This is a genomic window from Pseudomonas sp. PA1(2017), from assembly GCF_001945375.1.
GTDB lineage: Bacteria > Pseudomonadota > Gammaproteobacteria > Pseudomonadales > Pseudomonadaceae > Aquipseudomonas.
The window spans coordinates 222,512-245,969 of the sequence record NZ_MSXU01000010.1 but is presented as its reverse complement, the minus strand read 5'-3'; the positions used below and the strand labels follow the sequence as shown (position 1 = coordinate 245,969).

Below are 23,458 nucleotides of genomic sequence, written 5' to 3'. Positions count from 1 at the left end.
GGTGGAGCTGCATTCGCTCCGCTGAAACATGTCTGAACTTTGCCGTGGGGCAGGGTTCTATAGCGGAGTCGCCCCGGAGAGGGCATGTGTCTGGCGAGTCTGTGAGCGAAGCGGTTGTACGATTCGATTCGGCCCGTCAGGTGATCTAAAGACAATTCGCGCAGCAGGCATGGCCCTGGTGCGTGGTTTCGTGCAAAACCAAAAAATGTTTTGTGGGAAGCTTGTTCGTAGGGGAGAGAACTTTTGCATATGACTCGAGTCTATTTCGGCAGATCGATCTTCTGGCAGGTGCAGACCTCCTACGGGCTCAACGAGGAGTATTCATGCTAACCCAGGAAGAAGATCAGCAGCTGGTCGAGCGCGTTCAGCGTGGCGACAAGCGAGCATTCGATCTGTTGGTGCTGAAGTATCAGCACAAGATTCTCGGGTTGATCGTGCGATTCGTGCACGACACCCATGAAGCTCAGGATGTCGCCCAGGAAGCTTTCGTAAAAGCTTATCGGGCACTTGGAAACTTTCGCGGTGACAGTGCGTTCTATACATGGCTGTACCGCATCGCCATTAACACGGCGAAGAACCATCTCGTTTCTCGTGGCCGCCGGCCGCCGGACAACGATGTAAGTGCAGAGGATGCCGAATTCTACGATGGCGATCACGCCCTCAAGGATATCGAATCTCCCGAGCGAGCCCTGTTGAGGGATGAAATCGAAGCCACCGTGCATCGGAGCATCCAGCAACTGCCAGAAGATTTACGAACGGCGCTAACGTTACGTGAATTTGATGGTCTTAGTTATGAAGACATTGCGAGCGTCATGCAGTGTCCAGTTGGTACCGTGCGTTCGCGAATCTTTCGGGCGCGTGAAGCCATCGATAAGTCCCTGCAACCTCTGTTGCAGGAAGCCTGAGACAGCGGCGACAGCCAAGAGAGGAACCGCTATGAGTCGTGAAGCCCTGCAGGAATCGCTGTCCGCGGTGATGGATAACGAAGCGGATGAACTTGAACTTCGGCGTGTGCTCGGTGCGAGCAACGATGTCGAACTGCGTGCCACCTGGTCTCGTTACCAAGTAGCCCGCGCCGCGATGCACAAGGATCTGCTCGTGCCGAAACTGGACATCGCTGCAGCCGTTTCCGCGGCTCTGGAAAACGATGCCACTCCAGTTGCGCAGGAGAAGGTCGTACGTGGTCCGTGGCGTAGCCTGGGACGCGTAGCCGTTGCTGCGACCGTGACGGTTGCCGTGTTGGCCGGCGTGCGTTTCTACAATCAGGATGACGTTTCTGGTGCGCAACTGGCGCAACAGAATCAGCCGTCCATTGCCCTGCCGCAAGCTCAGGGGCCGGCCATTCTGGCGGGCTTCAAGACTTCGGACGAGCAGCCGGCTGTAGAGACCGTCTCTGCCGAAGGTGAAGGCTGGCACGAGCAGCGTCTGCCTGAGTACCTGCGTCAGCATGGTCAGCAGTCCGCCCCAGGCGCTGCTGAAAACGCACTGCCGTTTGCACGGTCTGCGAGTGTAGAAGAGCGTTAAGAACGACGCGTATGCGCTCCATTCTCGTCACGTCCCTGATGCTCGGCGGTCTATCGGCAACACCTGCCATGGCCGCCGATGCACAGGGATGGTTGCAGCGGCTGAGTCAGGCCGAAAGCAAGCAAAGCTTCCAAGGCACCTTCGTTTACGAACGCAGCGGTAATCTTTCCACTCACAGCATCTGGCGTCAGGTCGAGCCGGGTGGAGTTGTGCGCGAGCGGTTGCTACAGCTCGACGGCACGCCCCAGGAAATGCTTCGAGTCAACGGCCAGGCGCAGTGCGTCAATGGTCCGATCGCCTCTGCTGTCGTCGACGAGCAGGCCTGGCCTGCTCACGGTCTCGATGCCAAACAGATAGAACAGTGGTACGAGCTGCGTTTGAGCGGCGAGTCTCGTGTGGCTGGGCGTTCGGCTGTAATCCTCGGCTTGGTTCCACGTGATCATCACCGTTATGGTGTGCAATTGTACGTGGACAAGGAAACCGGGCTGCCACTCAAGTCGCTGTTGGTCAATGATCGCGGCGAGATGCTCGAACGGTTTCAGTTCACTCAGCTCGATACGGCGGGCACACGGCCTGCTGCAGTGTTGCAGCCTTCCACGAATTGTGCGCCGGTACGTGTCGTCAAGGCGCGCACGCCTTCCGCAGAATCCTGGCGTTCCGAATGGTTGCCGCCCGGCTTCAATCTCAGCGCGGTGACCCGGCAGCCCAGCCCGGTATCCGCCGATAGCGTCGATTGCCTGGTCTATGATGACGGGCTGGCGCGTTTTTCCGTCTTTCTCGAGCCCTTGCACGATGCCGCCGTCGCGGATGCGCGTAACCAGCTCGGCCCAACCGTAGCCGTATCCCGGCGACTGACAACCGATGACGGGGATGTCATGGTTACAGTGGTGGGCGAAATTCCGTTTGGAACGGCGGAGCGTGTCGCCATGTCGATGCGTGCCGACGATGTGCATGCCACGCCATAACGGGTGAGGCTGCTGAGTAAGGTCGATGTGCTGTCTTGTTGTACCAATGGCCCCTTAGGGGCCTCGTTTGTTCTGGATGGGGAAGAAACTGCAATGTCGATGCCTAGCCTGAAAAATTACGCTGCCGCGTTGTTCGCGGTGTTCCTGATGGGGCAGTCGGTTGCCGCGCACGCGCAGCTGCCGGACTTCACTCCGTTGGTCGAGGCGGCTTCACCTGCCGTGGTCAACATCAGCACTCGGCAGAAGGTGCCGAATGCCGTTGCCAGCAACGGTGGGCTTTCGGTGCCGGATCTGGAAGGCCTGCCGCCAATGTTCCGCGAGTTCTTCGAGCGCAGCATTCCCCAGCAGCCTCGCGCGCCGGGCGGCGGCGGTCGTCAGCGTGAGGCGCAGTCGCTCGGCTCGGGCTTCATCATCTCCAAGGATGGTTACATCCTCACCAACAACCATGTGGTTGCCGACGCCGACGAAATCATCGTGCGCCTGTCCGATCGCAGCGAGTTGGAAGCCAAGCTGATCGGTACCGACCCGCGCAGCGACGTGGCGCTGCTCAAGGTCGAGGCGACCGACCTGCCTACCGTGAAACTGGGCAATTCCGACAACCTCAAGGTCGGTGAGTGGGTGCTGGCCATCGGCTCGCCGTTCGGTTTCGATCACTCGGTAACCGCCGGGATCGTCAGCGCCAAGGGCCGCAGCCTGCCCAACGAGAGCTACGTGCCATTCATCCAGACCGATGTGGCGATCAATCCCGGTAACTCCGGCGGCCCGTTGTTCAACCTTGATGGCGAGGTGGTCGGTATCAACTCGCAGATATTCACCCGTTCCGGTGGCTTCATGGGCCTGTCTTTCGCCATTCCGATGAGCGTGGCGATGGATGTGGCCGACCAGCTCAAGGCCAGCGGCAAGGTCAGCCGTGGCTGGCTGGGTGTGGTGATTCAGGAAGTGAACAAGGATCTCGCCGAGTCGTTCGGGCTCGAGAAACCCGCGGGTGCGCTGGTCGCCCAGGTGCTCGAAGATGGCCCGGCTGCCAAGGGCGGCCTGCAAGTCGGTGACGTCATTCTCAGTCTGGATGGCAAACCGATCATCATGTCCGCCGACCTGCCGCATCTGGTTGGCGCCCTGAAACCGGGCACCAAGGCGAATCTGGAAATCGTCCGTGAAGGTTCGCGCAAGACGCTGAAAATGGCTGTTGGCACCATGCCGGCCGATGATGGCGACGAGGCTTCCGAAGGCGCGACCCCAGGCGCCGAGCGCAGCAGTAACCGCCTTGGCGTCAGCGTTGCCGAACTGACCGATGAGCAGAAGAAAGCGCTGGACCTGCGTGGTGGCGTGGTGATTCGCGAGGTTCAGGATGGTCCGGCGGCGCTGATCGGCCTGCGTCCGGGCGACGTGATCACTCACCTGAACAACCAGGCCATCAGCTCGGCGAAGAACTTCACCGAGGTGGCGCAATCGCTGCCGAAGAACCGTTCGGTGTCGATGCGCGTGCTGCGCCAAGGCCGCGCCAGCTTCATTACTTTCAAGCTGGCCGAGTAGGTCTGGCCGAGTAGGCTTGGCCGAATAGGTCTGGCCCAATAACAAAGCCAGCAGCTGAAGGGCGACGAAAGTCGCCCTTTTTTGTGCCCATCTCACCGCTTGCTCATGAAGGTGGCCCAGCAAATCCCGGTCAATCGAGGCAGGCAAGGCAAGCGGGCACTCAATTACTGCACGCGTGCGCTTGTCCTGACGTGACGTGGGGGCAACCACTCGGGTAAACTTCGCGGCTATTTTCGGCAGGCATTCGCCTGCGCCCTTTTTCGAGTGTTGTCCTGTGAGTGACCTGAGTCATATCCGCAATTTTTCCATCATTGCCCACATTGACCACGGCAAGTCGACGCTGGCTGACCGTTTCATCCAGATGTGCGGTGGCCTGACCGCGCGCGAGATGGAGGCTCAGGTTCTCGATTCCATGGACTTGGAACGTGAGCGCGGCATCACCATCAAGGCCCACAGCGTCACCCTGTATTACAAGGCGAAGGACGGCATTACCTACCAGCTGAACTTCATCGACACGCCCGGTCACGTCGACTTCACCTATGAGGTGAGCCGCTCGCTGGCGGCCTGCGAAGGTGCGCTGCTGGTCGTCGATGCGGGGCAGGGCGTGGAAGCGCAGTCGGTCGCCAACTGCTACACCGCCATCGAGCAGGGCCTGGAAGTCATGCCCGTGCTGAACAAGATGGACCTGCCGCAGGCCGACCCTGATCGCGTCAAGGAAGAGATCGAGAAGATCATCGGTATCGATGCCAGCGACGCCGTGGCGTGCAGCGCCAAAAGCGGCATGGGCGTCGATGAAGTGCTCGAGCGTCTGGTGCAGGCGATTCCGGCGCCGACCGGCGAGATCGAGGCGCCGCTGCAGGCGCTGATCATCGACTCCTGGTTCGACAACTACCTGGGCGTCGTGTCTCTGGTGCGCGTGCGCCACGGCCGCGTCAAGAAGGGCGACAAGATTCTGGTCAAGTCCACCGGCAAGGTGCACCTGGTCGACAGCGTCGGGGTGTTCAATCCCAAGCACACGGCTACCGCCGACCTCAAAGCCGGCGAAGTGGGCTTCATCATCGCCAGCATCAAGGACATTCACGGTGCGCCGGTGGGCGATACCCTGACCTTGAGTTCGACGCCCGACGTGGAAATGCTGCCCGGCTTCAAGCGCATCCAGCCGCAGGTATACGCCGGCCTGTTCCCGGTCAGTTCCGATGATTTCGAGGATTTCCGCGACGCCCTGCAGAAGCTGACCCTCAACGATTCGTCCCTGCAGTATCTGCCGGAAAGCTCCGACGCTCTGGGCTTCGGCTTCCGTTGCGGCTTCCTGGGCATGCTGCACATGGAAATCATCCAGGAGCGCCTGGAGCGCGAATACGACCTGGACCTGATCACCACTGCGCCGAGCGTTATTTTCGAAGTCGTGCTCAAGACCGGTGAAACCATTTACGTGGACAACCCGTCGAAGCTGCCGGATGTGTCCTCGGTCGAAGATTTCCGTGAGCCGATCGTACAAGCCACGATCCTGGTTCCGCAGGAACATCTGGGTAACGTCATCACCCTGTGCATCGAAAAGCGCGGCGTGCAGCGTGACATGCAGTTCCTCGGCACTCAGGTTCAGGTTCGCTACGACCTGCCGATGAACGAAGTGGTGCTCGACTTCTTCGACCGTCTGAAATCCACCAGCCGTGGCTATGCCTCGCTGGATTATCATTTCGACCGTTACCAGTCGGCCAACCTGGTCAAGCTGGACGTGTTGATCAACGGCGACAAGGTCGATGCGCTGGCATTGATCGTGCACCGTGACAACGCCCACTACAAAGGGCGTCAGTTGACCGAGAAGATGAAAGAGCTGATCCCTCGGCAGATGTTCGATGTGGCGATCCAGGCGGCCATTGGCGGTCAGATCGTGGCACGAACCACTGTCAAGGCATTGAGAAAGAACGTTCTGGCCAAGTGCTACGGCGGAGACGTGAGCCGTAAGCGCAAACTGCTGGAGAAGCAGAAGGCCGGTAAGAAGCGCATGAAGCAGGTGGGGAACGTGGAGATTCCACAGGAAGCCTTCCTTGCTGTACTCAAGTTGGATAGCTAGGGCCTATGTCATTCAATTTTCCGCTGTTGCTGGTCATTGCCGTCGCCGTGTGCGGCGCCCTGGCCTTGTTCGATCTGGTATTTCTGGCGCCGCGGCGTCGTGCAGCGATCGCCAGTTATCAGGGCAAGGTCGAGCAAGTCGACGACGCAGTGGTCGAGAAGCTCAACAAGGAGCCCTTGCTGGTCGAGTACGGTAAGTCGTTCTTTCCGGTACTGGCCATCGTGCTAGTGCTGCGCTCCTTTCTGGTCGAGCCATTCCAGATCCCGTCCGGGTCGATGATTCCGACCCTGGAAGTGGGCGATTTCATCCTGGTCAACAAGTTTGCCTACGGCATTCGCCTGCCGGTGCTGGACACCAAGGTGATCGAAGTCGGCGACCCGCAGCGCGGTGACGTCATGGTGTTTCGCTACCCGAGCGATCCCAACGTCAACTACATCAAGCGCGTTATCGGCCTGCCGGGCGACCAGGTGCGCTACAGCAGCGACAAGCGCCTGTTCGTCAATGGCAAGCCGGTTGCCGAGCAGTTGATCGGTGAGGAGCCCGGCAGCCTGGGCAGCGCCACGCTGTACAGCGAGCGCCTGGGCGATGTCGAGCACCGCATCCGCAAGGAAATGACCCGTTACCGCGCCGAACCCGGCAAGGAGTGGACCGTCCCTGAAGGGCACTACTTCATGATGGGCGACAACCGCGACAACTCCAACGACAGCCGTTACTGGAACGACCCGAATATCCCTAAAGACGTGCTGGGCATGGTTCCGGATCGCAACATCGTCGGCAAGGCGTTTGCCATCTGGATGAGCTGGCCGGACCCGAAGTTCAAGACCCTGCCGAACTTCTCCCGTGTCGGACTCATTCACTGATCTGATGAAAATTTGCGGCGCCGTTCAATACGGCGCCGCCAGCTATCTATAGTCTTGTCATGCGCGCGACGCGCATCGGACTATCTGGATACTTTTGGGGATGAACATGAAATTCGCACGCTCGCAGCAGGGCTTGTCGATCGTCAGCTGGCTGGTGGTACTGGCTGTCGTGGCGTTTCTGGCCAGCACGGCGTTCAAGGTGGTGCCGCATTACCTCGACTATATGTCGATGGAAAAGATCATCACCTCCGTGGAAACCGACCGCCTGCAGGAAGTCAGGACCGTGGGCGATTTCTACAGCCACGTCAGCCGTGGCATGACGGTCAACAGCATCCGCGACCTGAACATGCAGGACGCGCTGAAGGTGACCCAGGATGGCAACGAATTTCTTGCCCACCTCAAGTATGAAAAACGTGAGCACCTGATCGAGAACATCGATCTGGTGGTTAATTTCGATAAAGAATTTCGTGTGCGTATGCCGTGAGTGTTTCGTTGACCCGCCTCGAGCGCCAGCTCGGGCATAGCTTCAAGGACCAGGATCTGATGATCCTGGCCCTGACCCATCGCAGTTTTGCCGGACGCAACAATGAGCGCCTGGAGTTCCTCGGTGATGCCATCCTCAATTTCGTCGCCGGCGAGGCGCTCTACGAGCGCTTCCCCCAGGCCCGCGAAGGCCAGCTGTCGAGGCTGCGCGCACGCCTGGTGAAGGGTGAGACCCTTGCCGTGCTGGCGCGCGGTTTCGATCTTGGTGAGTACCTGCGCCTGGGCTCGGGTGAGCTGAAGAGCGGTGGTTTTCGCCGCGACTCGATCCTGGCCGACGCCTTGGAAGCGCTGATCGGTGCCATCTACCTGGATGCCGGCATGGACGTCGCCCGCGAACGCGTGCTGGCCTGGCTGACCAATGAGCTAGACGGCCTGACCCTGGTCGACACCAACAAGGACCCCAAGACTCGCCTGCAGGAGTTCCTTCAGTCGCGTGCTTGCGAGCTGCCGCGTTACGAGGTGGTCGACATTCAGGGCGAACCCCATTGCCGGACATTCGTGGTCGAATGTCAGGTCAATCTACTCAATGACAAAACCCTGGGCCAAGGCGCCAGCCGCCGGATCGCCGAACAGGTCGCGGCCACTGCCGCGCTGATCGCCCTGGGTGTGGAGAACGGCAATGACTGATTCGCCCGTAACGCGCTGTGGCTATGTCGCCATCGTTGGCCGGCCCAACGTGGGCAAATCGACGCTGCTCAACCACATTCTCGGTCAGAAGCTGGCGATCACCTCGCGCAAGCCACAGACCACTCGCCACAACATGCTCGGCATCAAGACCGAGGGTGAAGTGCAGGCGATCTACGTCGATACGCCCGGCCTGCACAAGAACAACGACAAGGCGATCAACCGTTACATGAACAAGAACGCCTCGTCGGCTCTGAAGGATGTCGACGTGGTGATCTTCGTGGTCGATCGCACCCGCTGGACCGACGAGGACCAGATGGTGCTCGAACGCGTCCAGTACGTCGAAGGGCCGGTGATCCTGGCGGTCAACAAGACCGATCGCCTGGAAGACAAGGCCGACCTGATGCCGCACCTGCAGTGGCTGGCGCAGCAACTGCCCAACGCCGAGATCGTGCCGGTTTCGGCGCAGCATGGGCACAACCTCGATGCTTTGGAAAAGCTGGTAGGCGAGCGCCTGCCCGAGGGTGTGCACTTCTTTCCGGAAGACCAGATCACCGACCGCTCCGGGCGTTTCTTCGCCGCCGAGCTGGTACGCGAGAAGATCATGCGTCAGCTCGGTGCCGAGCTGCCTTACCAGATCACCGTGGAGATCGAGGAGTTCAAGCGCGAAGGGCGGATCATGCATATCCATGCGCTGATCCTGGTCGAACGCGATGGCCAGAAGAAGATCATCATCGGCGAGAAGGGCGAGCGCCTTAAACGCATTGGCCAGGAAGCGCGCAAGGACATGGAGTCGATGTTCGACACCAAGGTCATGCTCAATCTCTGGGTCAAGGTGAAGAGTGGCTGGTCCGATGACGAACGCGCCCTGCGTTCGCTCGGTTACGACGATATCTGACCCGGCATCCGCCGCGCTGCGGCTGGCTAACTCAGCGAGTTTCTTCCCATGCTTGCGCTCAGCCAGCCCGCCTATGTCCTGCACAGTCGCGCGTACCGCGAGAGCAGCGCGCTGGTCGACTTCCTGACCCCGCAAGGCCGGTTGCGCGCCGTATTGCGTGGCGCGCGTGGCAAGGCTGGCAGCCTGGCGCGGCCGTTCATTCCCCTGGAGCTGGAAACCCGCGGCCGCGGCGAGCTTAAGAACGTCGGCCGCCTGGAAGCCGCCGGCATTCCCAACCTGCTCACCGGCGAGGCGCTATTCAGCGGGCTGTACCTCAACGAATTGCTGATTCGCGTGCTGCCAGCCGAAGACCCGCACCCGGTGATTTTCGAGCATTACGCCATGAGCATCCTGGCGCTGGCCCAAGGGCGGCCGCTGGAGCCGATCTTGCGCGCGTTCGAATGGCGGCTGCTTGATGAACTCGGCTATGGTTTCGCCCTCGACAGCGACGTGCAGGGCAATGCCGTGGCCAGCGACGGCTTGTACCGGCTGGAGGCCGACAGCGGCTTTCTGCCCATCGGTCATTGGCAGCCCGGGGCCTTTCTCGGTAGCGAACTGCTGGCCATGGCCGATGCAGACTGGAGCACGCCCGGTGCCCTGGCGGCGGCCAAGCGCCTGATGCGCCAGGCCCTCGCCCCCCATCTTGGCGGCCGACCGCTGGTCAGCCGCGAATTGTTCATGACGCTCAAGGAGCCGAATCGTGACTGAAGCCAACCGTGTTTTGCTGGGCGTGAATATCGATCACGTCGCCACGCTGCGCCAGGCGCGTGGTACTCGCTATCCCGATCCGGTAAAAGCCGCGCTGGACGCCGAAGAGGCGGGTGCCGATGGCATCACCGTGCACTTGCGTGAAGATCGCCGGCATATCCAGGAGCGCGACGTGCGCGTGCTCAAGGAAGTCATGCAGACGCGCATGAACTTCGAGATGGGCGTGACCGACTTCATGCTCGCCTTCGCCGAGGAAATACGCCCCGAGCACGTGTGCCTGGTGCCGGAAACCCGCCAGGAGCTGACCACCGAAGGTGGCCTTGACGTCGCCGGCCAGGAAGCGCGGATTGCCGCGGCGGTAACGCGCCTGGCGGCCGTCGGCAGCGAGGTTTCGCTGTTCATCGATGCCGACCCGCAGCAGATCGAGGCGAGCAAGCGCGTCGGCGCACCGGCCATCGAACTGCATACCGGGCGGTATGCCGATGCGCATACGCCGCAAGAAGCGGCTGCCGAGCTGCAGCGTATCCGAGAAGGCGTCGCCCTGGGCGTGTCGCTGGGGTTGATCGTCAACGCCGGCCACGGCCTGCATTACCACAACGTCGAGCCGGTCGCGGCGATCCCCGGTATCAACGAGCTGAACATCGGCCATGCGCTGGTCAGCCACGCGTTGTTCGTCGGCTTCAAGGAAGCCGTGCGCGAGATGAAGCAACTGATCGAAAGCGTTGTGTCGCGCTAACGCATGGCGCCGTAAGCCACTGCCACCTGCGCCGCCAGTGCTTCGGCGGCCGCGCCACGGTTGCTGCCGCGCAGTAGTTTGATGTGGTAGGCGCCCAGTGGCGGCAGGCCGTGCTCCTGCTGAGAAAGGCGGCGTAGCGGGGGTTTGACCAGGCTGGCGGGCAAGGCCGCAATGGCCAGGTCGGCCAGCAGTGCGGCTTCCTGGCCGGCGCATTGTTCACTGGAATAGGCGATGCGATAGCTGCGCCCCTGGCGGTCCAGACCGTCCAGGGCGGCACGACGCCAGGCGCAGCCGGTATTGGCCAGCGCAAGCGGCAACGGGTCGCGCTTGACGGCCAGGCCGCCTTCTCGACCTGCCCACACTAGTGATTCGCTGCAAATGACTTCGCCACGGGTGTCATCGGCATCGGCATCACCGGTATTGAGCAGTGTCAGGTCGAGTTCGCCGGCATCCAGGCGCTCGATCAGCTCACAACTGCGACCCACCGAGACATCGACTTGCACGGCCGGATGGCTGAGGGCGAACTGTGACAATAGGTCCGGCAGCGAGCCGACACCGATGTCGAACGGCGTGCCGAAACGCACGGTGCCCGCCAGGCTGGGCACCCGGAAATGCGCCACCGCTTCCTCGTTGAGCTTGAGCAGGCGGCGGGCATAGCCGAGCAGAACTTCGCCATCCGGCGTGAGCCGCACGCGGCGGCTCTCGCGTAGAAACAGCGTGCGGCCAAGGGTTTCCTCCAGGCGTTTGATCTGCTGGCTGACCGCAGCCGTGGTGCGGAACACCTGCGCGGCGGTGCGGGTGAAGCTGCCGCTTTCGGCAATGCCGACGAAAGTCTTCAGCACATCGCTTTCCAATAGGGGCAATGCGCCAGGCATGTTGGTTGGCGATGGACTGTTCATCATGTCGTTAATATTTTATTAACTGATGGTTATGTATTTGTCGATTTTATTAACGATAAGCGCAGCTCAAGCTGTCGGCAAGCAATCACCGATAACCGGTGAGCAATGGCTGCCCTGGAGAATTGTCATGAAGTCGAATGAACAGCACGCCGCACATATCGAGCGCGCCAATTTGGCTAGGTCGCCGGGTGCAGACCCGCACCAGCTGATGCAGTGGCTGGGCGACTGGTATTTCGCCTGGTGCTGGAGGCGCAAGATGCGCCGCCTGATGATGCTCGATCGCGCAGGGCAGATTCGCCTGGGAAGTGCTCACGGGCGAGTCAGTACCGGGGCGCAGATGCCCCTTGCACTGATCGCGGCGCGGCAGGCTGAATGGCGCCGCAAGGGTGATGCCGCCGACTAGCCTTTATCAGGGCTTGCGTGCCACCAGCACGGCGCGGCGTGGCGCCGGCAGCCCTTCAATGGTACGACGGCGGTCGAGCGGGTCAAGAAATTCGGGCAGCGACTGGTAGCGCATCCAGTCGGTGCTGCGCTGCTCTTCGACCGAGGTGACGCTGACGTCCACGCAGCGCACATCCAGGAACCCGGCGCGGCGCAGCCATAGCTCCAGCGCCGGCACCGAGGGCAGGAACCATACGTTGCGCATCTGCGCGTAGCGGTCTTCGGGGACCAGCACCTGTTGGGCGTCGCCTTCCACCACCAGGGTTTCCAGCACCAGTTCGCCGCCCTTGCGCAGGCAGTCCTTGAGTTCGAGCAGGTGGTCGATGGGCGAGCGGCGGTGATAGAGCACGCCCATGGAAAACACCGTGTCGAAGCCCAGCAGCTTCGATGGCAGCTCTTCGATACCCAGCGGCAGGTGCCAGGCGGGCAGATCCGGCAGGTAGTTCTTCATTGCCAGGAACTGGCAGAGGAACAGCCAGTTCGGGTCGATGCCGACCACGCTGCGGGCGCCGGCGCCGAGCATGCGCCACATGTAGTAGCCATTGCCGCAGCCGACGTCGAGCACGCGTCTGCCTCTGAGATCCAGATGCGGGGCGACGCGCTGCCACTTCCAGTCCGAGCGCCATTCGGTGTCCACGTGCACGCCGAAGGTATGGAAAGGGCCTTTGCGCCAGGGGATCAGGCCGCGCAGGGCACTGTCCAGCGCCGCTCGGGTGGCCTCATCGCAATGGCCGTCGAGGCGGAAGTCCTGCTGCAGGTCGATCTGCTCGGTCTGCAACTGTGGCAGCGCTTCGACAGCCGCATGCCAACGCTGCAGGTCGCCATGACCGATGGCCAGTTTGGCGTCGATCTGCCCGGGCAAGTCAGCGCTCCAGTCCTGCAGGGGCGTGCCGGCGAGCTCGGCCTGCAGGGCGTCCAGATCCATACGGCGCATCATGGCAAGGCCACCAGGGACGCGAAGTTCAGGCACTGGAACCACGGCACCACTTTGCTGAAGCCTGCCGTCTGCAGGCGTTCACGGTGCTGTTCGAGGCTGTCGGGCAGCATGACGTTTTCGATGGCGCTACGCTTCTGGGCTATTTCCAGTTCGCTGTAGCCGTTGGCCCGCTTGAAGGCGATGTGCAGGTCGGTGAGCAGGGCGTGCTGTTGTTCGTCTTCGAAGCGCAGTTTCTCGGAGAGGATCAGCGCACCACCGGGCAGCAGGGTACTGCGCATCCGGCTCAGCAGTTCCAGGCGGTTTTCCGGGGCGATGAACTGCAGGGTGAAGTTCATCGCCACCAGGGAGGCGGGCTGCCAGTCCATGGCGAGAATGTCGGCTTCGATGACCTCGACCGGCAGCAGCTCCTGGAACATGGCGTCCTGGGCGTGCAGGTACTCGCGGCAGCGCTCGACCATGGCGCTGGAGTTGTCCACGGCGATCACCCGGCAACCGTCCACCTGTACGTGGCGACGCAGCGCCTGGGTGACGGCGCCCAGCGAGCAACCCAGGTCATAGAGCAGGCTGCCGGGCTGGGCGAACTGGCCGGCCAGAACGCCGATGTTCTCGACGATGGTCGGATAGCCCGGCACCGAGCGCTTGATCATGTCGGGAAAGACCCGGGCCACGTCCTCGTTGAAGACGAAATCCGGCACCTGATCCAGTGGCTGGGCGAAGAGTTGGTCGGGCTGTCTGTTCACGGTCGGTCTGCATGGCGCTGGAAAGGCGCGCATTTTAGCCAAGTCCGGCGATTAGCCAAACCTCGTGACGAGCCTGATGCGATGGTCGGCCTGGGTTTGGCCGTGCAGCCGCATCCTTAGCGCACGCGGATCTGACAATCGAAGGTGTCGGCGGGCGCGGCGCTGGCATCCCAGGGCTGGGCGTAGGTCAGCAGCAACTGGGCTTCACCCGCCTCGGTGGCCTGGAAGCGCCAGGTGGAGTGGCCGTCGCCGCCGACCAGGTCGGAATCCTCGGCTGCGCTGTAGACTTCCGGGCCAAGGGCCTTGAGCACCGCGGCCGCGTCTTCCTGCACCGTCCAGCGATAACCCGTCGTCGGGTTGCTCGGCAGGCTGAGGATCAACTGCTGGCCCGCGTGCAGGGCGATCGGGCACCGGCTCTGCTTCTGCACCTGCAGGGTTTTCGAGGGGCTGGCGCAGGCGCCCAGCAGAACCAGACCGGCGATAACGGGCAGACGGTAGGCATTGATCATGACGGGCTCCAGGCGCAGAAATCGACCGCCAGCATAACGGCAGAACGGCGAGGCTGTAACCTGTCGGCGGCCCGATTCAGTCGACGATGAACAGTCGAGCGCCGGTGCTCGTCGAGCTGCGGTGCGCTTCGGCGCCATCGGCGACCTGATAACTCATGCCGGGTGTCATCACGAAGCGGCGGCCGTCATCGAGCTCGGTGTGCAGCTCACCTTCCAGGCAGAGCAAGATGTGGCCCTTCTTGCACCAGTGGTCGGCCAGATAGCCCGCCGTGTACTCGACCATGCGCACGCGCAGCGCGCCGAACTGGCAGGTGCGCCAATAGGCCATGCCGGTTTCGCCAGCGTGTTCGGTAGGCTGAATCTGGCTCCAGTCGGTGACGCCAAAGGGGATGTCGCTGATGTTCATGGTGAAGCCCTGTGTTGCCGTGGAAAGGGGTTACTGCCGGGCGACGCTGACGCCTTCGAGATTGGCGAACGAAGTGTCCTTGGCGGTGAGCAGGAAATCACGCATGAACGGCGCATCGAGCATGTCGGTGCGCACGCCGGCGTAGAGCGTGGCGAACAAACCCTTGTCGCCAAGGCGCTTGGCGGTCACGTAGCCCCGTGAGCTGTACTCGTGCAGCGCCCAGTTGGGCAGGCCGCAGACACCGCGACCACTGGCCACCAGCTGCATCATCATCACCGTCAGCTCGGACGTGCGTACCTGGGCCGGCTCGATGTCGGCGGGCTCCAGAAAGCGGGTGAATATATCCAGGCGATCACGCTCCACCGGGTAGGTGATCAGGGTTTCCTTCAGCAGGTCTTCAGGGCGGATATAGGGGCGACTGGCCAGGGCGTGCTGGTTGGCCACCGCGAGCATGGCTTCGTAGGTGAACAACGGCACATAGGTAATGCCGGACAGCTCCACCGGGTCCGACGTTACCACCAGGTCCAGATCGCCACGGGCCAGGGCGGGCAGGGGCGCGAAGGAGAAGCCCGAGGCCAGGTCGAGCTCGACCTCCGGCCATGCATCGCGGAACTGGTCGATGGTCGGCATCAGCCATTGAAAGCAACTGTGGCACTCGATCGCCATGTGCAGGCGGCCGGCCGTGCCACCGGCAAGACGCGACAGATCGCGCTCGGCGCTGCGCAGCAATGGCAGCACGGCGTCGCTCAACTGGAGCAGACGCAGGCCGGCGCTGGTGAAGCGCACCGGCTTGGTCTTGCGCACGAACAGCTGCATGCCAAGGCGCTCCTCGAGTTCCTTGAACTGGTGCGACAGTGCCGATTGGGTCAAATGCAAGCGATCGGCGGCTTCGACCAGGCTGTCGGTTTCCCGCAGGGCGTGGAGCGTTTTCAGGTGACGAATTTCGAGCATCAGGTTACCTGCAAAGTATTCAACTGCTCAGTCAGGAAGATGAGCGGTATTCATGTGTGCGAGTGTCGCCCATGAGTTGGCCTGCTGTCGAGTCGCACCTCGTGCGTCCGTTTGGCAGGTTTCATCAAACTGTCACCGTTGTGTGGCAGCGCGCCGTGCTCCTTCACTGCAACACTTGCCAGCTACTCGCCCCTTCGCTCGTGGAATTCATCATGCGCATCGTCATCTTTCTGGCTGCCCTGCTGGGCAGCCTGTCGTCTCTGGCGGCCGAAACATGCAAGGTCGGCACGGACGTCGAGCGCGTGGCGCTGGGCGATGTGAGCCTTGCGTACCAGAGCATCGGGCGTAGCAGCGATCCGGCCCTGCTGTTGGTCATGGGCCTCGGTGGGCAGTTGATTCACTGGCCGGATGACGTGGTCGAGCAACTCTGCGAGCAGGGCTTTCGGGTGATCCGTTTCGATAATCGCGACGTAGGGCTGAGTCGCTGGAACACTCAGGCACCCGAGGCCAATCTGGCCTTCGAGGTGCTGCGCTACCGGCTCGGGCTGTCGGTTGGCGCGCCCTATCGGCTACGCGATATGGCCGGCGACGCCTTGGGTTTGATGGATGCGCTGGGCATCGAGGATTTTCATCTGCTTGGCGCCAGCATGGGCGGGATGATCGCCCAACATGTCGCCGACATGGCACCCCAGCGGGTGCGTAGCCTGACGCTGGTGATGACCAGTTCGGGGGCTCAAGGATTGCCGGCTCCCAGCCCGGCGTTGCTGCGCCTGCTGGCGCGCCGCGAGGCGCCGAGCCGTGAAGTGGCGCTGGAGCAGCAGGCCGACCTGTTGGCGGCGCTCGGCAGCCCTGCCGTGGTGGATGACCGCGCCATGTTGCTCCACCAGGCCGAGGTCGCCTATGACCGCGCCTTCAACCCGGCGGGCGTGGAGCGCCAGTTACTGGCGATTCTCGCCGAACGCAGCCGGGTCGATCTGCTCAATCGTTTGCAGGTGCCGACCCTGGTGGTGCATGGCACCGCCGATCCGCTGTTGCCAGTGATGCACGGCGTGCACGTGGCTGCACATATTCGCGGTAGCGAGCTGCGCCTGATTCCCGGGCTGGCCCACCGCTTTCAGGAGCGTTTCAAGGCGCCGTTGCTTGCCGCGGTGCTGCCGCATCTGCAAGCGCATCGGCTGGATGTGCAACTGGTGCAGATGTAAGCAGCGTAGGTGCGGCGGGGGCCAGGTAGGCTTCCAGTCGGCTGCGCTCGGCAGCGGACAGGAACAGGCCCAGCTTGCTACGGCGCCAGAGGATATCGTCCACCTCGGTGGCCCATTCCTGCTCGCGCAGGTAGTCCACTTCGCGGGCGTACAGGTCGTGGCCGAAGTGTTCGCCCAGGTCGCTCTCGCTCTGCACCTTGTCGAGCAATTGCCAGGTTCGGCTGCCGTAGGTGATGGCCCAGCGGCTCGCCAGCTCGGCGCTCAGCCAGCCGTGGCGGGCGCGCAGGGCTTCGATCAGGCTTTCACGGCTTTGCATGTTCTCGCCGCCAGGCAGCGGGGCATCGGCCGTCCAGCGCGCCTTCATATTCGGGAAGAACGGCGCCAGCTGGGCCAGTGCCGATTCCGCGAGCTTGCGGTAGGTGGTCAGCTTGCCGCCAAACACCGACAACAGCGGAGGCTCGCCGCCCTGGGCCGACAGCGACAGGGTGTAGTCGCGGGTGATGGCTGAGGGCTCGTCGGACTCGTCGTCGCACAGCGGGCGCACACCGGCGTAGCTGTGGAGGATGTCGTCACGGCTGAGCGATTTGCGGAAGTGATCGTTGACCACTTTCAGCAGGTACGTGGTTTCTTCCTCGCTGATGCTTACGGTAGCCGGGTCACCCTGGTACTCGCGATCGGTGGTGCCGATCAGGGTGAAGCGATCCAGATACGGGATGGCGAACACGATGCGACGGTCTTCGTTCTGCAGGATGTAGGCTTCCTTGCCCTCGAACAGGCGCGGTACGACGATATGGCTGCCCTGAATCAGGCGGATGCCGTACGGCGACTTCTGCTGCAGGTCGTCGCGGATGAAGCGCGCCACCCAGGGGCCAGCGGCATTGACCAGCGCCTTGGCGCGGATCGAGAAGCGGCTGCCATCGGCGCGTTCCAGATCGACCTCCCAGGCGCCCTTGCTGCGGCGTGCGCTCACGCAGCGCGTGTGGGTATGCACATGGGCGCCGTGCTCGCGGGCGGCCATGGCATTTAGCACCACCAGGCGGGCGTCGTCGACCCAGCAATCGGAGTATTCGAAACCCTTGCTGATCTCGGCCTTGAGCGGGCTGTTGGCGCCGAAGCTGAGGCCTCGCGAACGTGGCAGCGCCTTGCGCTTGCCCAGATTGTCATACAGGAACAGGCCGGCACGGATCATCCAGGCCGGGCGCAGGTGCGGGCGGTGAGGGAGGATGAAGCGCATCGGGCTGACGATGTGCGGCGCCTTGGCCAGCAGCACTTCACGTTCGGCCAGTGCTTCGCGTACCAGGCGGAATTCGTGGTGCTCCAGGTAGCGCAGGCCACCATGGATCAGCTTGCTGCTCGCCGACGAGGTGTGACGGGCGAGGTCGTCCTTTTCGCATAGGAATACCGACAGGCCGCGACCCGCCGCATCACAGGCGATACCTGCGCCGTTGATGCCGCCGCCCACGACGGCAATATCGTAAACCTCGGACAGCGGGCTGTTGGACAGGCTGGATGTGGACATCGTCGGGGCCTCGTATAGCGTTTTCATTTTCAAATCGAACATGAATGTTCATTTCCGAAAATACTAGCGCATGATTAGAGACGCATCCAGTGGTGTTCGATCAAAAAACGCCCTGGAATGCGCTGGAATGAAAATTCACGAACATAATTAGGATGCTCGGGGGCCTGGAAGGTTCGTCCGATGTTCGAATAGGAATAAAAAATGACACGCACCCGAGCCTTGGGCGTGTTGCCCGGGGCTCGGGTGGAGAGGAGGGGTCAGACGACTTCGAGGCGAATCTTGTGTTGGTCGAGCAATTGGCAAAGGCCGGCGACTGGCTGCTGGTCGGTTACCAGGCAGTCGATCAGGCTGATCGGGCCCAGGCGGATCATCGCATTGCGGCCGAACTTGCTGGAGTCGGCGGCGAGAATCACCTTGCGGGCGTTGGCGATGATCGCCTGGGAAACCCGCACTTCCTGATAATCGAAATCCAGCAGACTGCCGTCTTCGTCGATGCCGCTGATACCGACCAGGGCGAAGTCGACCTTGAACTGGCTGATGAAGTCCACGCTCGCCTGGCCCACCAGGCCGCCGTCGCGGCGCACGTTTCCACCGGTGAGGAGCACGTCGAAATCGTCCTTGGCGGCGAGCATCGAGGCGACGTTGAGGTTGTTGGTGATGATCTTCAGGTGGCTGTGGTTGAGCAGCGCGCGGGCGATTGCTTCGGTGGTGGTGCCGATGTTGATGAACAGCGAGGCATGATCGGGAATCTGTGCGGCAACCGCTTCGCCGATGCGCTGTTTTTCCTGGCGCATCTGGTCGGCGCGCATCGCGTAGGCGGTGTTCTCGACGCTGGAGTCGTAGGCTGCGCCGCCATGGTAGCGGCGCAGCAGGTTGGCATCCGCCAGTTGATTGATATCGCGGCGGATGGTTTGCGGAGTAACGACGAACTGGGTGGCCAACTCCTCGATGCTGACGTAGCCGCGTTCGCGGATCAGATCGAGGATTTGCTGCTGGCGAGGGGGCAGATTCATTGAATGTCCTTCGGGCCGCACGGAATTGCACCATGATGCCGCACGAACCTGCTCACTGCCAGCGACAGCCGGGGCTGTGGCTCACTTCTGTTCTTCGTGGGGCTGCCAGTCGCGGGTGCGGCCCACGGCCTTTTTCCAGCCCGCGTAGAACTTCTCCTTGTCCGCATCGGCCAGTTGCGGCTCGAACTCGCGCTCGATCACCGCCTTGCCGCGCAGCTCGTCCAGGCTGCTCCAGAACCCGGTGGCCAGGCCTGCCAGGTAGGCCGCGCCCTGGGCCGTGGTCTCGCGCATTTCCGGGCGCTCCACATGAGTGCCGAGAATGTCGGCCTGGAACTGCATCAGGAAGTTGTTGGCCACCGCGCCGCCGTCCACGCGCAGGGACTTGAGGCGCTCGCCCGAGTCCTGCTGCATGGCGTCGAGCACGTCGCGGGTCTGGTAGGCGATAGATTCCAGGGCGGCGCGGATGATGTGGTCGATCTTCACGCCGCGAGTCAGGCCAAGCAGGCCACCGCGAGCGTAGGGATCCCAGTAGGGCGCGCCGAGGCCGGTGAAGGCTGGCACCAGGTATACGCCGTTGCTGTCCTTGACCTTGCCAGCGAAGTATTCGGTGTCGTAGGCGTCGTTGACCACCTTGAGCTCATCGCGCAGCCACTGGATGGTGGAGCCGGCGTTGAAGATCGCGCCTTCCAGCGCATAGGCCGGCTCGCCACGCGGGCCGCAGGCAATGGTGGTGAGCATGCCGTGCTGGGAGTGGACCGCCTTGTTGCCGGTGTTCATCAGCAGGAAGCAGCCGGTACCGTAAGTGTTCTTGGCCTGGCCCGGCTCCACGCACATCTGACCGAACAGGGCGGCTTGCTGGTCGCCAGCGATACCGGCGATGGCGATACCGCTCTTGGTGTGGCCATAGACCTCGGATGAGGATTTGACCTCCGGCAGCATCTCGCGGGGAATATCCAGCGCCTCCAGCATCTTCGCATCCCACTCGCGAGTGTGGATGTTGAACAGCAGGGTGCGCGAGGCGTTTGTGTAGTCGGTGACGTGCACCTTGCCACCGGTGAACTTCCAGATCAGCCAGCTATCGATGGTGCCGAACAGCAGTTCACCCTTGCGGGCGCGCTCGCGGCTGCCTTCTACGTGGTCGAGAATCCACTTCAGCTTGGTGCCCGAGAAGTAGGGGTCGGTGACCAGGCCGGTAGTCTCTTTGATGTATGGCTCCAGGCCGTCGCGCTTGAGTTGTTGGCAGATCTCGGTGCTGCGGCGGCACTGCCAGACGACGGCGTTGTGGATCGGTCGACCGGTGTTCTTGTCCCACACCACGGTGGTTTCACGCTGGTTGGTGATGCCGATGGCAGCTACCTGATCATGGTGCAGGCCGGCCTGGGCCAGGGCCTCGACCATCACCGCGCTCTGGGTGGCGAAGATTTCCATGGGGTCATGCTCGACCCAGCCGCTTTGCGGGTAGTGCTGGGTGAACTCGCGCTGGGCGATGCATACCACGTTGGCGTCGCGGTCGAAAATGATCGCGCGGGAGCTGGTAGTACCCTGGTCGAGGGCAATGATGTAGTTCTTGTCGGTCATGTCGATTGCCTTGAGGTGAGCGAACGAAATGGGCGTGCGTTGGGAGCCGATCGGCACGCCGTTGAAATCAGGAAGCTTTGATGTCGCGGTCGGCGGCGCGTTCTGCCACCGGTGCTTCGACCGCGCTGGGCAGATGCCGCGCGACCAGGGTGCGATACGCCGCGGCGCCGATGCAGGCGCCCAGGATCGGCGCGAAGATCGGTACCAGGAAGTAGGGAATGTCGCGGCCGCCGGTCAGGGAAATCTCGCCCCAGCCCATGATGAAGGTCATCAGCTTTGGCCCGAAGTCGCGCGCCGGGTTCATCGCGAAGCCGGTCAAAGGGCCCATGGCGCTGCCGATCACGGCGATCAGCAGGCCGATCAGCAGCGGTGCCATGGGGCCGCGCGGCAGGCCATTGTTGTCATCGGTCAGGGACATGATCACGCCCATCAGAATCGCGGTGATCACCACTTCGACCATGAATGCCTGCCCGGTAGATAACACCGGATTGGGAAAGGTAGAGAACACCGAGGCCAATTCCAGGCTGGCCTGGGAGCCACGGATCATCTGATTGGCCTGTTCGAATTCGGTGAACAACCCGCTGTACAGCGTGTACACCAGTAGTGCACCACAGAATGCGCCGGCAATCTGGGCGAGGATGTAGAACGGCAGCTTGCGCTTTTCGAAACCGGCGAACAGCCAGAGTGCGATGCTCACCGCCGGATTGAGGTGCGCGCCGGACACGCCCGCGGTCAGGTAGATAGCCATGCTGACGCCTACGCCCCAGATGATGCTGATTTCCCACAGGCCGAAACTGGCGCCTGCGACCTTGAGGGCGGCAACGCAGCCGGTGCCGAAGAAGATCAGCAGGGCCGTGCCCAGAAACTCGGCCATACATTGGCCCGATAGCGAGGGTTGTTGTAGCGCGATAGTCATGGGGAAGCCTCATTTTTGTTGTTGTTGGCGCTGGTGTCAGGTACGGCGGCCCACTGCTGGATAGGGCGACCTTTGCACCACTGCCATCGGATAAGGGTCTCTGGATGTTCGTAATCGAAAAAAGTAGATGCGATTTTAGCGCATTGTCAAAAATCGAACCGTATAAACGCTCCATATTTTCGATATCAATCGCGCGTACAGTTCAATAGGTCAGTTTGGCGAGTAATAGGTTCCGTTGTGAAACAAGTTTCCTTGGCGGCCGCAGATTGGCGCAGCGTTTCGCTGGCAGCAGCGCTAGAATCGGCACGTCGTCTTCCTGCAGTCGGAGCCTTCATGACACCCGCATTGAATCTCTTGAAGAAGGCTGGCGCTGTGCATCGAATTCACAGCTATGAACATGATCCCAAGGCGGCTTCATACGGGCTGGAAGCCGCCGAGAAGCTAGAGCTTGAGCCGGCTCAGGTGTTCAAGACGTTGCTGGCGGCCAGTGAAAAGGGTGAGCTGCTCGTGGCGGTGGTGCCGGTGGTTGGCAGCCTCGACCTCAAGGCCTTGGCACAGGCTGCCGGCGTGAAGAAAGTGGACATGGCGGCGGTCGATGCCGCGCAGCGCGCGACCGGCTATCTGGTCGGCGGCATCAGCCCTCTGGGCCAGAAGAAGCGCCTGCGTACCTTCATCGATGGCAGTGCGCGCGATTTCTCCACCGTTTACGTGAGCGCCGGGCGGCGCGGGCTGGAGGTCGAACTGAGCGCCGAGGTTCTGGCCGAGCATACCCAGGCACAGTTCGCCGATATCGGCCGCTGATCTGCTCGGGGCCATGGGCCGGAGTTTGACCACCGGCTGCGCAACAGGCTTGAAGCGCCGGCCAGAGACTGGCACTGTCGGCATCGTTGCCGCCTCTGCCTGCCAGGGCCGGCGCGATGTAACAAAGGACGTGGCGACACTGGCGCCGCATTGATAGCAGGAGGCTAGGCAAACGGTGAACGGTGTCGGTTGGGTGGCAAGAAGCCTGTTAGCGGCTGTGATGCTGAGCAGCGCCTGCGCCCGGGCGGAAACCCTGATCATGGAGGCCGACGTCTGGTGCCCGGTCAACTGCGCGCAGGACGCCGAGCGCCCCGGCATCTTCGTCGAGTTGGCCACGCAGATCTTTGCCGAGGCCGGCATTGAGGTCGACTACCGCGTCACCAACTGGGCACGTGCCGTGCAGGACGTGCGCAGCGGGCGCGCCAACGCGCTGGTCGGTGCCGGCGTGCGCGACGCGCCGGACTTTCTCTTCGGCAAATCGGCGCCGGGTATTTCCCGCAACTGTTTCTACGCCCGGGCCGACAGCACCTGGCGTTATACCGGGCTGGATTCGCTCGCCAAGGTTCGCCTGGGGGTGATCAACGGCTACAGCTACGGCCAGGAACTGGACGACTACATCCGCCGCTACCAGAAGGAGCACGACCGGCTACAGCTTGCTGCCGGTGAGCAGGCGCTGGCACTCAACGTGCGCAAGGTCGAGCTGGGGCGCCTGGACGCGCTGCTGGAGAACACCTGGATCATGGCCATGTACCAAGACCAGCACGGCAATCACGATGATCTGGTCCAGGTTGGCTGTCGGGTGCCGGACGTGCCGATCTACATCGCCTTTTCCCCCGTGCTGTCCTCCAGTGCCCGCTATCGCGATATCTTCGACGAAGGCGTGCGGCGCTATCGGCAGGACGGTCGCCTCGACGCCCTGCTGCAACGCTACGGCATCCATACTCAGCCCTGATCGCGCTGTTGCGCCGTATTGGCGCCGCGCTGTATCGCAGCCAGGCGGCGCGATAGAGGCATGCTGAGCCATCCGTCATCTTCAAGGAAA

Annotated in this window: 25 protein-coding genes; 15 read left to right on the top strand and 10 right to left on the bottom strand. The window is 62.3% G+C overall.

The window, feature by feature from the left end; genetic code table 11:
• The first annotated feature begins 323 nt into the window (after positions 1-323).
• From rpoE to pdxJ, 11 genes are all read left to right on the top strand, one after another.
• Complete coding sequence (gene rpoE / locus BVH01_RS15570; RefSeq protein WP_013792331.1) at positions 324-905, top strand: RNA polymerase sigma factor RpoE; 582 nt, start codon at positions 324-326, stop codon at positions 903-905.
• 31 nt (positions 906-936) lie between these two features.
• Positions 937-1,524 (top strand): sigma-E factor negative regulatory protein, encoded by a 588-nt coding sequence (locus BVH01_RS15565; RefSeq protein ID WP_075931216.1) that lies wholly within the window; start codon positions 937-939, stop codon positions 1,522-1,524.
• An 11-nt stretch (positions 1,525-1,535) separates the two neighbouring features.
• Positions 1,536-2,489 (top strand): MucB/RseB C-terminal domain-containing protein, encoded by a 954-nt coding sequence (locus BVH01_RS15560; RefSeq protein WP_075931215.1) that lies wholly within the window; start codon positions 1,536-1,538, stop codon positions 2,487-2,489.
• A gap of 147 nt (positions 2,490-2,636) precedes the next feature.
• A complete protein-coding gene (locus BVH01_RS15555) occupies positions 2,637-4,022 on the top strand; it encodes a DegQ family serine endoprotease (RefSeq protein ID WP_371915281.1) in 1,386 nt (461 codons plus the stop codon).
• Positions 4,023-4,296: 274 nt separating this feature from the next.
• Complete coding sequence (gene lepA, locus BVH01_RS15550; RefSeq protein ID WP_075931214.1) at positions 4,297-6,096, top strand: translation elongation factor 4; 1,800 nt, start codon at positions 4,297-4,299, stop codon at positions 6,094-6,096.
• A 5-nt stretch (positions 6,097-6,101) separates the two neighbouring features.
• Positions 6,102-6,956 (top strand): signal peptidase I, encoded by an 855-nt coding sequence (gene lepB, locus BVH01_RS15545; protein WP_075931213.1) that lies wholly within the window; start codon positions 6,102-6,104, stop codon positions 6,954-6,956.
• A gap of 106 nt (positions 6,957-7,062) precedes the next feature.
• Positions 7,063-7,440: a DUF4845 domain-containing protein gene (locus BVH01_RS15540; protein WP_013792325.1), complete on the top strand. Its 378-nt coding sequence runs from the start codon at positions 7,063-7,065 to the stop codon at positions 7,438-7,440.
• A complete protein-coding gene (gene rnc / locus BVH01_RS15535) occupies positions 7,437-8,126 on the top strand; it encodes a ribonuclease III (protein ID WP_013792324.1) in 690 nt (229 codons plus the stop codon). The genes BVH01_RS15540 and rnc overlap by 4 nt, the downstream gene beginning before the upstream one ends.
• Positions 8,119-9,021: a GTPase Era gene (gene era / locus BVH01_RS15530; RefSeq protein WP_075931212.1), complete on the top strand. Its 903-nt coding sequence runs from the start codon at positions 8,119-8,121 to the stop codon at positions 9,019-9,021. The genes rnc and era overlap by 8 nt, the downstream gene beginning before the upstream one ends.
• 48 nt (positions 9,022-9,069) lie before the next feature.
• Positions 9,070-9,768, top strand: coding sequence for a DNA repair protein RecO (gene recO, locus BVH01_RS15525; protein WP_075931211.1), 699 nt, complete (start codon positions 9,070-9,072; stop codon positions 9,766-9,768).
• Entirely contained in the window at positions 9,761-10,504 is a 744-nt protein-coding gene (gene pdxJ, locus BVH01_RS15520; protein ID WP_075931210.1) for a pyridoxine 5'-phosphate synthase, read from the top strand. The genes recO and pdxJ overlap by 8 nt, the downstream gene beginning before the upstream one ends.
• On the opposite strand, the gene BVH01_RS15515 is transcribed toward pdxJ, so the two are convergent.
• A complete protein-coding gene (locus BVH01_RS15515) occupies positions 10,501-11,403 on the bottom strand; it encodes a LysR substrate-binding domain-containing protein (RefSeq protein WP_075931380.1) in 903 nt (300 codons plus the stop codon). The genes pdxJ and BVH01_RS15515 overlap by 4 nt on opposite strands.
• Before the next feature lie 127 nt (positions 11,404-11,530).
• Between BVH01_RS15515 and BVH01_RS15510 the strand changes: the two genes are divergently transcribed.
• Positions 11,531-11,806, top strand: coding sequence for a hypothetical protein (locus tag BVH01_RS15510; protein WP_075931209.1), 276 nt, complete (start codon positions 11,531-11,533; stop codon positions 11,804-11,806).
• Positions 11,807-11,812: 6 nt separating this feature from the next.
• On the opposite strand, the gene cmoB is transcribed toward BVH01_RS15510, so the two are convergent.
• From cmoB to metR, 5 genes are all read right to left on the bottom strand, one after another.
• Complete coding sequence (gene cmoB, locus BVH01_RS15505; RefSeq protein WP_075931208.1) at positions 11,813-12,781, bottom strand: tRNA 5-methoxyuridine(34)/uridine 5-oxyacetic acid(34) synthase CmoB; 969 nt, start codon at positions 12,779-12,781, stop codon at positions 11,813-11,815.
• Positions 12,778-13,554, bottom strand: coding sequence for a carboxy-S-adenosyl-L-methionine synthase CmoA (cmoA, locus tag BVH01_RS15500; protein ID WP_075931207.1), 777 nt, complete (start codon positions 13,552-13,554; stop codon positions 12,778-12,780). Before cmoA ends, cmoB begins: the two co-directional genes overlap by 4 nt.
• Positions 13,555-13,637: 83 nt before the next feature.
• Positions 13,638-14,030 carry a protease inhibitor I42 family protein gene (locus BVH01_RS15495; RefSeq protein ID WP_075931206.1) on the bottom strand — a complete coding sequence of 131 codons (393 nt, stop codon included), beginning with the start codon at positions 14,028-14,030 and terminating at the stop codon, positions 13,638-13,640.
• Positions 14,031-14,106: 76 nt separating this feature from the next.
• Entirely contained in the window at positions 14,107-14,436 is a 330-nt protein-coding gene (locus BVH01_RS15490; protein ID WP_075931205.1) for a DHCW motif cupin fold protein, read from the bottom strand.
• Positions 14,437-14,466: 30 nt separating this feature from the next.
• The gene (metR, locus tag BVH01_RS15485; RefSeq protein ID WP_075931204.1) at positions 14,467-15,387 is read right to left on the bottom strand and encodes a transcriptional regulator MetR; all 921 of its coding nucleotides are present in this window, start codon (positions 15,385-15,387) and stop codon (positions 14,467-14,469) included.
• Positions 15,388-15,599: 212 nt separating this feature from the next.
• Between metR and BVH01_RS15480 the strand changes: the two genes are divergently transcribed.
• On the top strand, positions 15,600-16,589 hold the full coding sequence (locus BVH01_RS15480; protein WP_075931203.1) for an alpha/beta fold hydrolase: 990 nt from the start codon (positions 15,600-15,602) through the stop codon (positions 16,587-16,589).
• On the opposite strand, the gene glpD is transcribed toward BVH01_RS15480, so the two are convergent.
• The 4 genes from glpD to BVH01_RS15460 form a co-directional block, all read right to left on the bottom strand.
• Entirely contained in the window at positions 16,513-18,108 is a 1,596-nt protein-coding gene (gene glpD / locus BVH01_RS15475; protein ID WP_075931379.1) for a glycerol-3-phosphate dehydrogenase, read from the bottom strand. The two genes, BVH01_RS15480 and glpD, sit on opposite strands and share 77 nt — an antisense overlap.
• 257 nt (positions 18,109-18,365) lie before the next feature.
• A complete protein-coding gene (locus BVH01_RS15470; RefSeq protein ID WP_075931202.1) occupies positions 18,366-19,121 on the bottom strand; it encodes a DeoR/GlpR family transcriptional regulator in 756 nt (251 codons plus the stop codon).
• Positions 19,122-19,202: 81 nt separating this feature from the next.
• A complete protein-coding gene (gene glpK, locus BVH01_RS15465) occupies positions 19,203-20,699 on the bottom strand; it encodes a glycerol kinase GlpK (RefSeq protein ID WP_075931201.1) in 1,497 nt (498 codons plus the stop codon).
• Positions 20,700-20,766: 67 nt separating this feature from the next.
• The gene (locus BVH01_RS15460; protein WP_075931200.1) at positions 20,767-21,615 is read right to left on the bottom strand and encodes an MIP/aquaporin family protein; all 849 of its coding nucleotides are present in this window, start codon (positions 21,613-21,615) and stop codon (positions 20,767-20,769) included.
• Between the two features lie 333 nt (positions 21,616-21,948).
• Here BVH01_RS15460 and ybaK point away from each other — a divergent pair, with 333 nt between their 5' ends.
• Complete coding sequence (gene ybaK, locus BVH01_RS15455) at positions 21,949-22,416, top strand: Cys-tRNA(Pro) deacylase (protein ID WP_075931199.1); 468 nt, start codon at positions 21,949-21,951, stop codon at positions 22,414-22,416.
• A gap of 220 nt (positions 22,417-22,636) precedes the next feature.
• Positions 22,637-23,368: an ABC transporter substrate-binding protein gene (locus BVH01_RS15450; RefSeq protein WP_256562780.1), complete on the top strand. Its 732-nt coding sequence runs from the start codon at positions 22,637-22,639 to the stop codon at positions 23,366-23,368.
• Positions 23,369-23,458 lie beyond the last annotated feature (90 nt).

Coding starts and splice junctions, on each gene's coding strand:
- BVH01_RS15490 (WP_075931205.1), bottom strand. CDS start 14,436: ATGAACATCAGCGACATCCCCTTTGGCGTCACCGACTGGAGCCAGATT.
- BVH01_RS15565 (WP_075931216.1), top strand. CDS start 937: ATGAGTCGTGAAGCCCTGCAGGAATCGCTGTCCGCGGTGATGGATAAC.
- BVH01_RS15495 (WP_075931206.1), bottom strand. CDS start 14,030: ATGATCAATGCCTACCGTCTGCCCGTTATCGCCGGTCTGGTTCTGCTG.
- rpoE (WP_013792331.1), top strand. CDS start 324: ATGCTAACCCAGGAAGAAGATCAGCAGCTGGTCGAGCGCGTTCAGCGT.
- recO (WP_075931211.1), top strand. CDS start 9,070: ATGCTTGCGCTCAGCCAGCCCGCCTATGTCCTGCACAGTCGCGCGTAC.
- glpD (WP_075931379.1), bottom strand. CDS start 18,108: ATGTCCACATCCAGCCTGTCCAACAGCCCGCTGTCCGAGGTTTACGAT.
- BVH01_RS15510 (WP_075931209.1), top strand. CDS start 11,531: ATGAAGTCGAATGAACAGCACGCCGCACATATCGAGCGCGCCAATTTG.
- BVH01_RS15555 (WP_371915281.1), top strand. CDS start 2,637: ATGGGGCAGTCGGTTGCCGCGCACGCGCAGCTGCCGGACTTCACTCCG.
- glpK (WP_075931201.1), bottom strand. CDS start 20,699: ATGACCGACAAGAACTACATCATTGCCCTCGACCAGGGTACTACCAGC.
- lepB (WP_075931213.1), top strand. CDS start 6,102: ATGTCATTCAATTTTCCGCTGTTGCTGGTCATTGCCGTCGCCGTGTGC.
- BVH01_RS15470 (WP_075931202.1), bottom strand. CDS start 19,121: ATGAATCTGCCCCCTCGCCAGCAGCAAATCCTCGATCTGATCCGCGAA.
- cmoA (WP_075931207.1), bottom strand. CDS start 13,554: ATGCGCGCCTTTCCAGCGCCATGCAGACCGACCGTGAACAGACAGCCC.
- BVH01_RS15560 (WP_075931215.1), top strand. CDS start 1,536: ATGCGCTCCATTCTCGTCACGTCCCTGATGCTCGGCGGTCTATCGGCA.
- ybaK (WP_075931199.1), top strand. CDS start 21,949: ATGACACCCGCATTGAATCTCTTGAAGAAGGCTGGCGCTGTGCATCGA.
- BVH01_RS15515 (WP_075931380.1), bottom strand. CDS start 11,403: ATGAACAGTCCATCGCCAACCAACATGCCTGGCGCATTGCCCCTATTG.
- BVH01_RS15460 (WP_075931200.1), bottom strand. CDS start 21,615: ATGACTATCGCGCTACAACAACCCTCGCTATCGGGCCAATGTATGGCC.
- era (WP_075931212.1), top strand. CDS start 8,119: ATGACTGATTCGCCCGTAACGCGCTGTGGCTATGTCGCCATCGTTGGC.
- cmoB (WP_075931208.1), bottom strand. CDS start 12,781: ATGATGCGCCGTATGGATCTGGACGCCCTGCAGGCCGAGCTCGCCGGC.
- BVH01_RS15450 (WP_256562780.1), top strand. CDS start 22,637: ATGCTGAGCAGCGCCTGCGCCCGGGCGGAAACCCTGATCATGGAGGCC.
- metR (WP_075931204.1), bottom strand. CDS start 15,387: ATGCTCGAAATTCGTCACCTGAAAACGCTCCACGCCCTGCGGGAAACC.
- BVH01_RS15480 (WP_075931203.1), top strand. CDS start 15,600: ATGCGCATCGTCATCTTTCTGGCTGCCCTGCTGGGCAGCCTGTCGTCT.
- BVH01_RS15540 (WP_013792325.1), top strand. CDS start 7,063: ATGAAATTCGCACGCTCGCAGCAGGGCTTGTCGATCGTCAGCTGGCTG.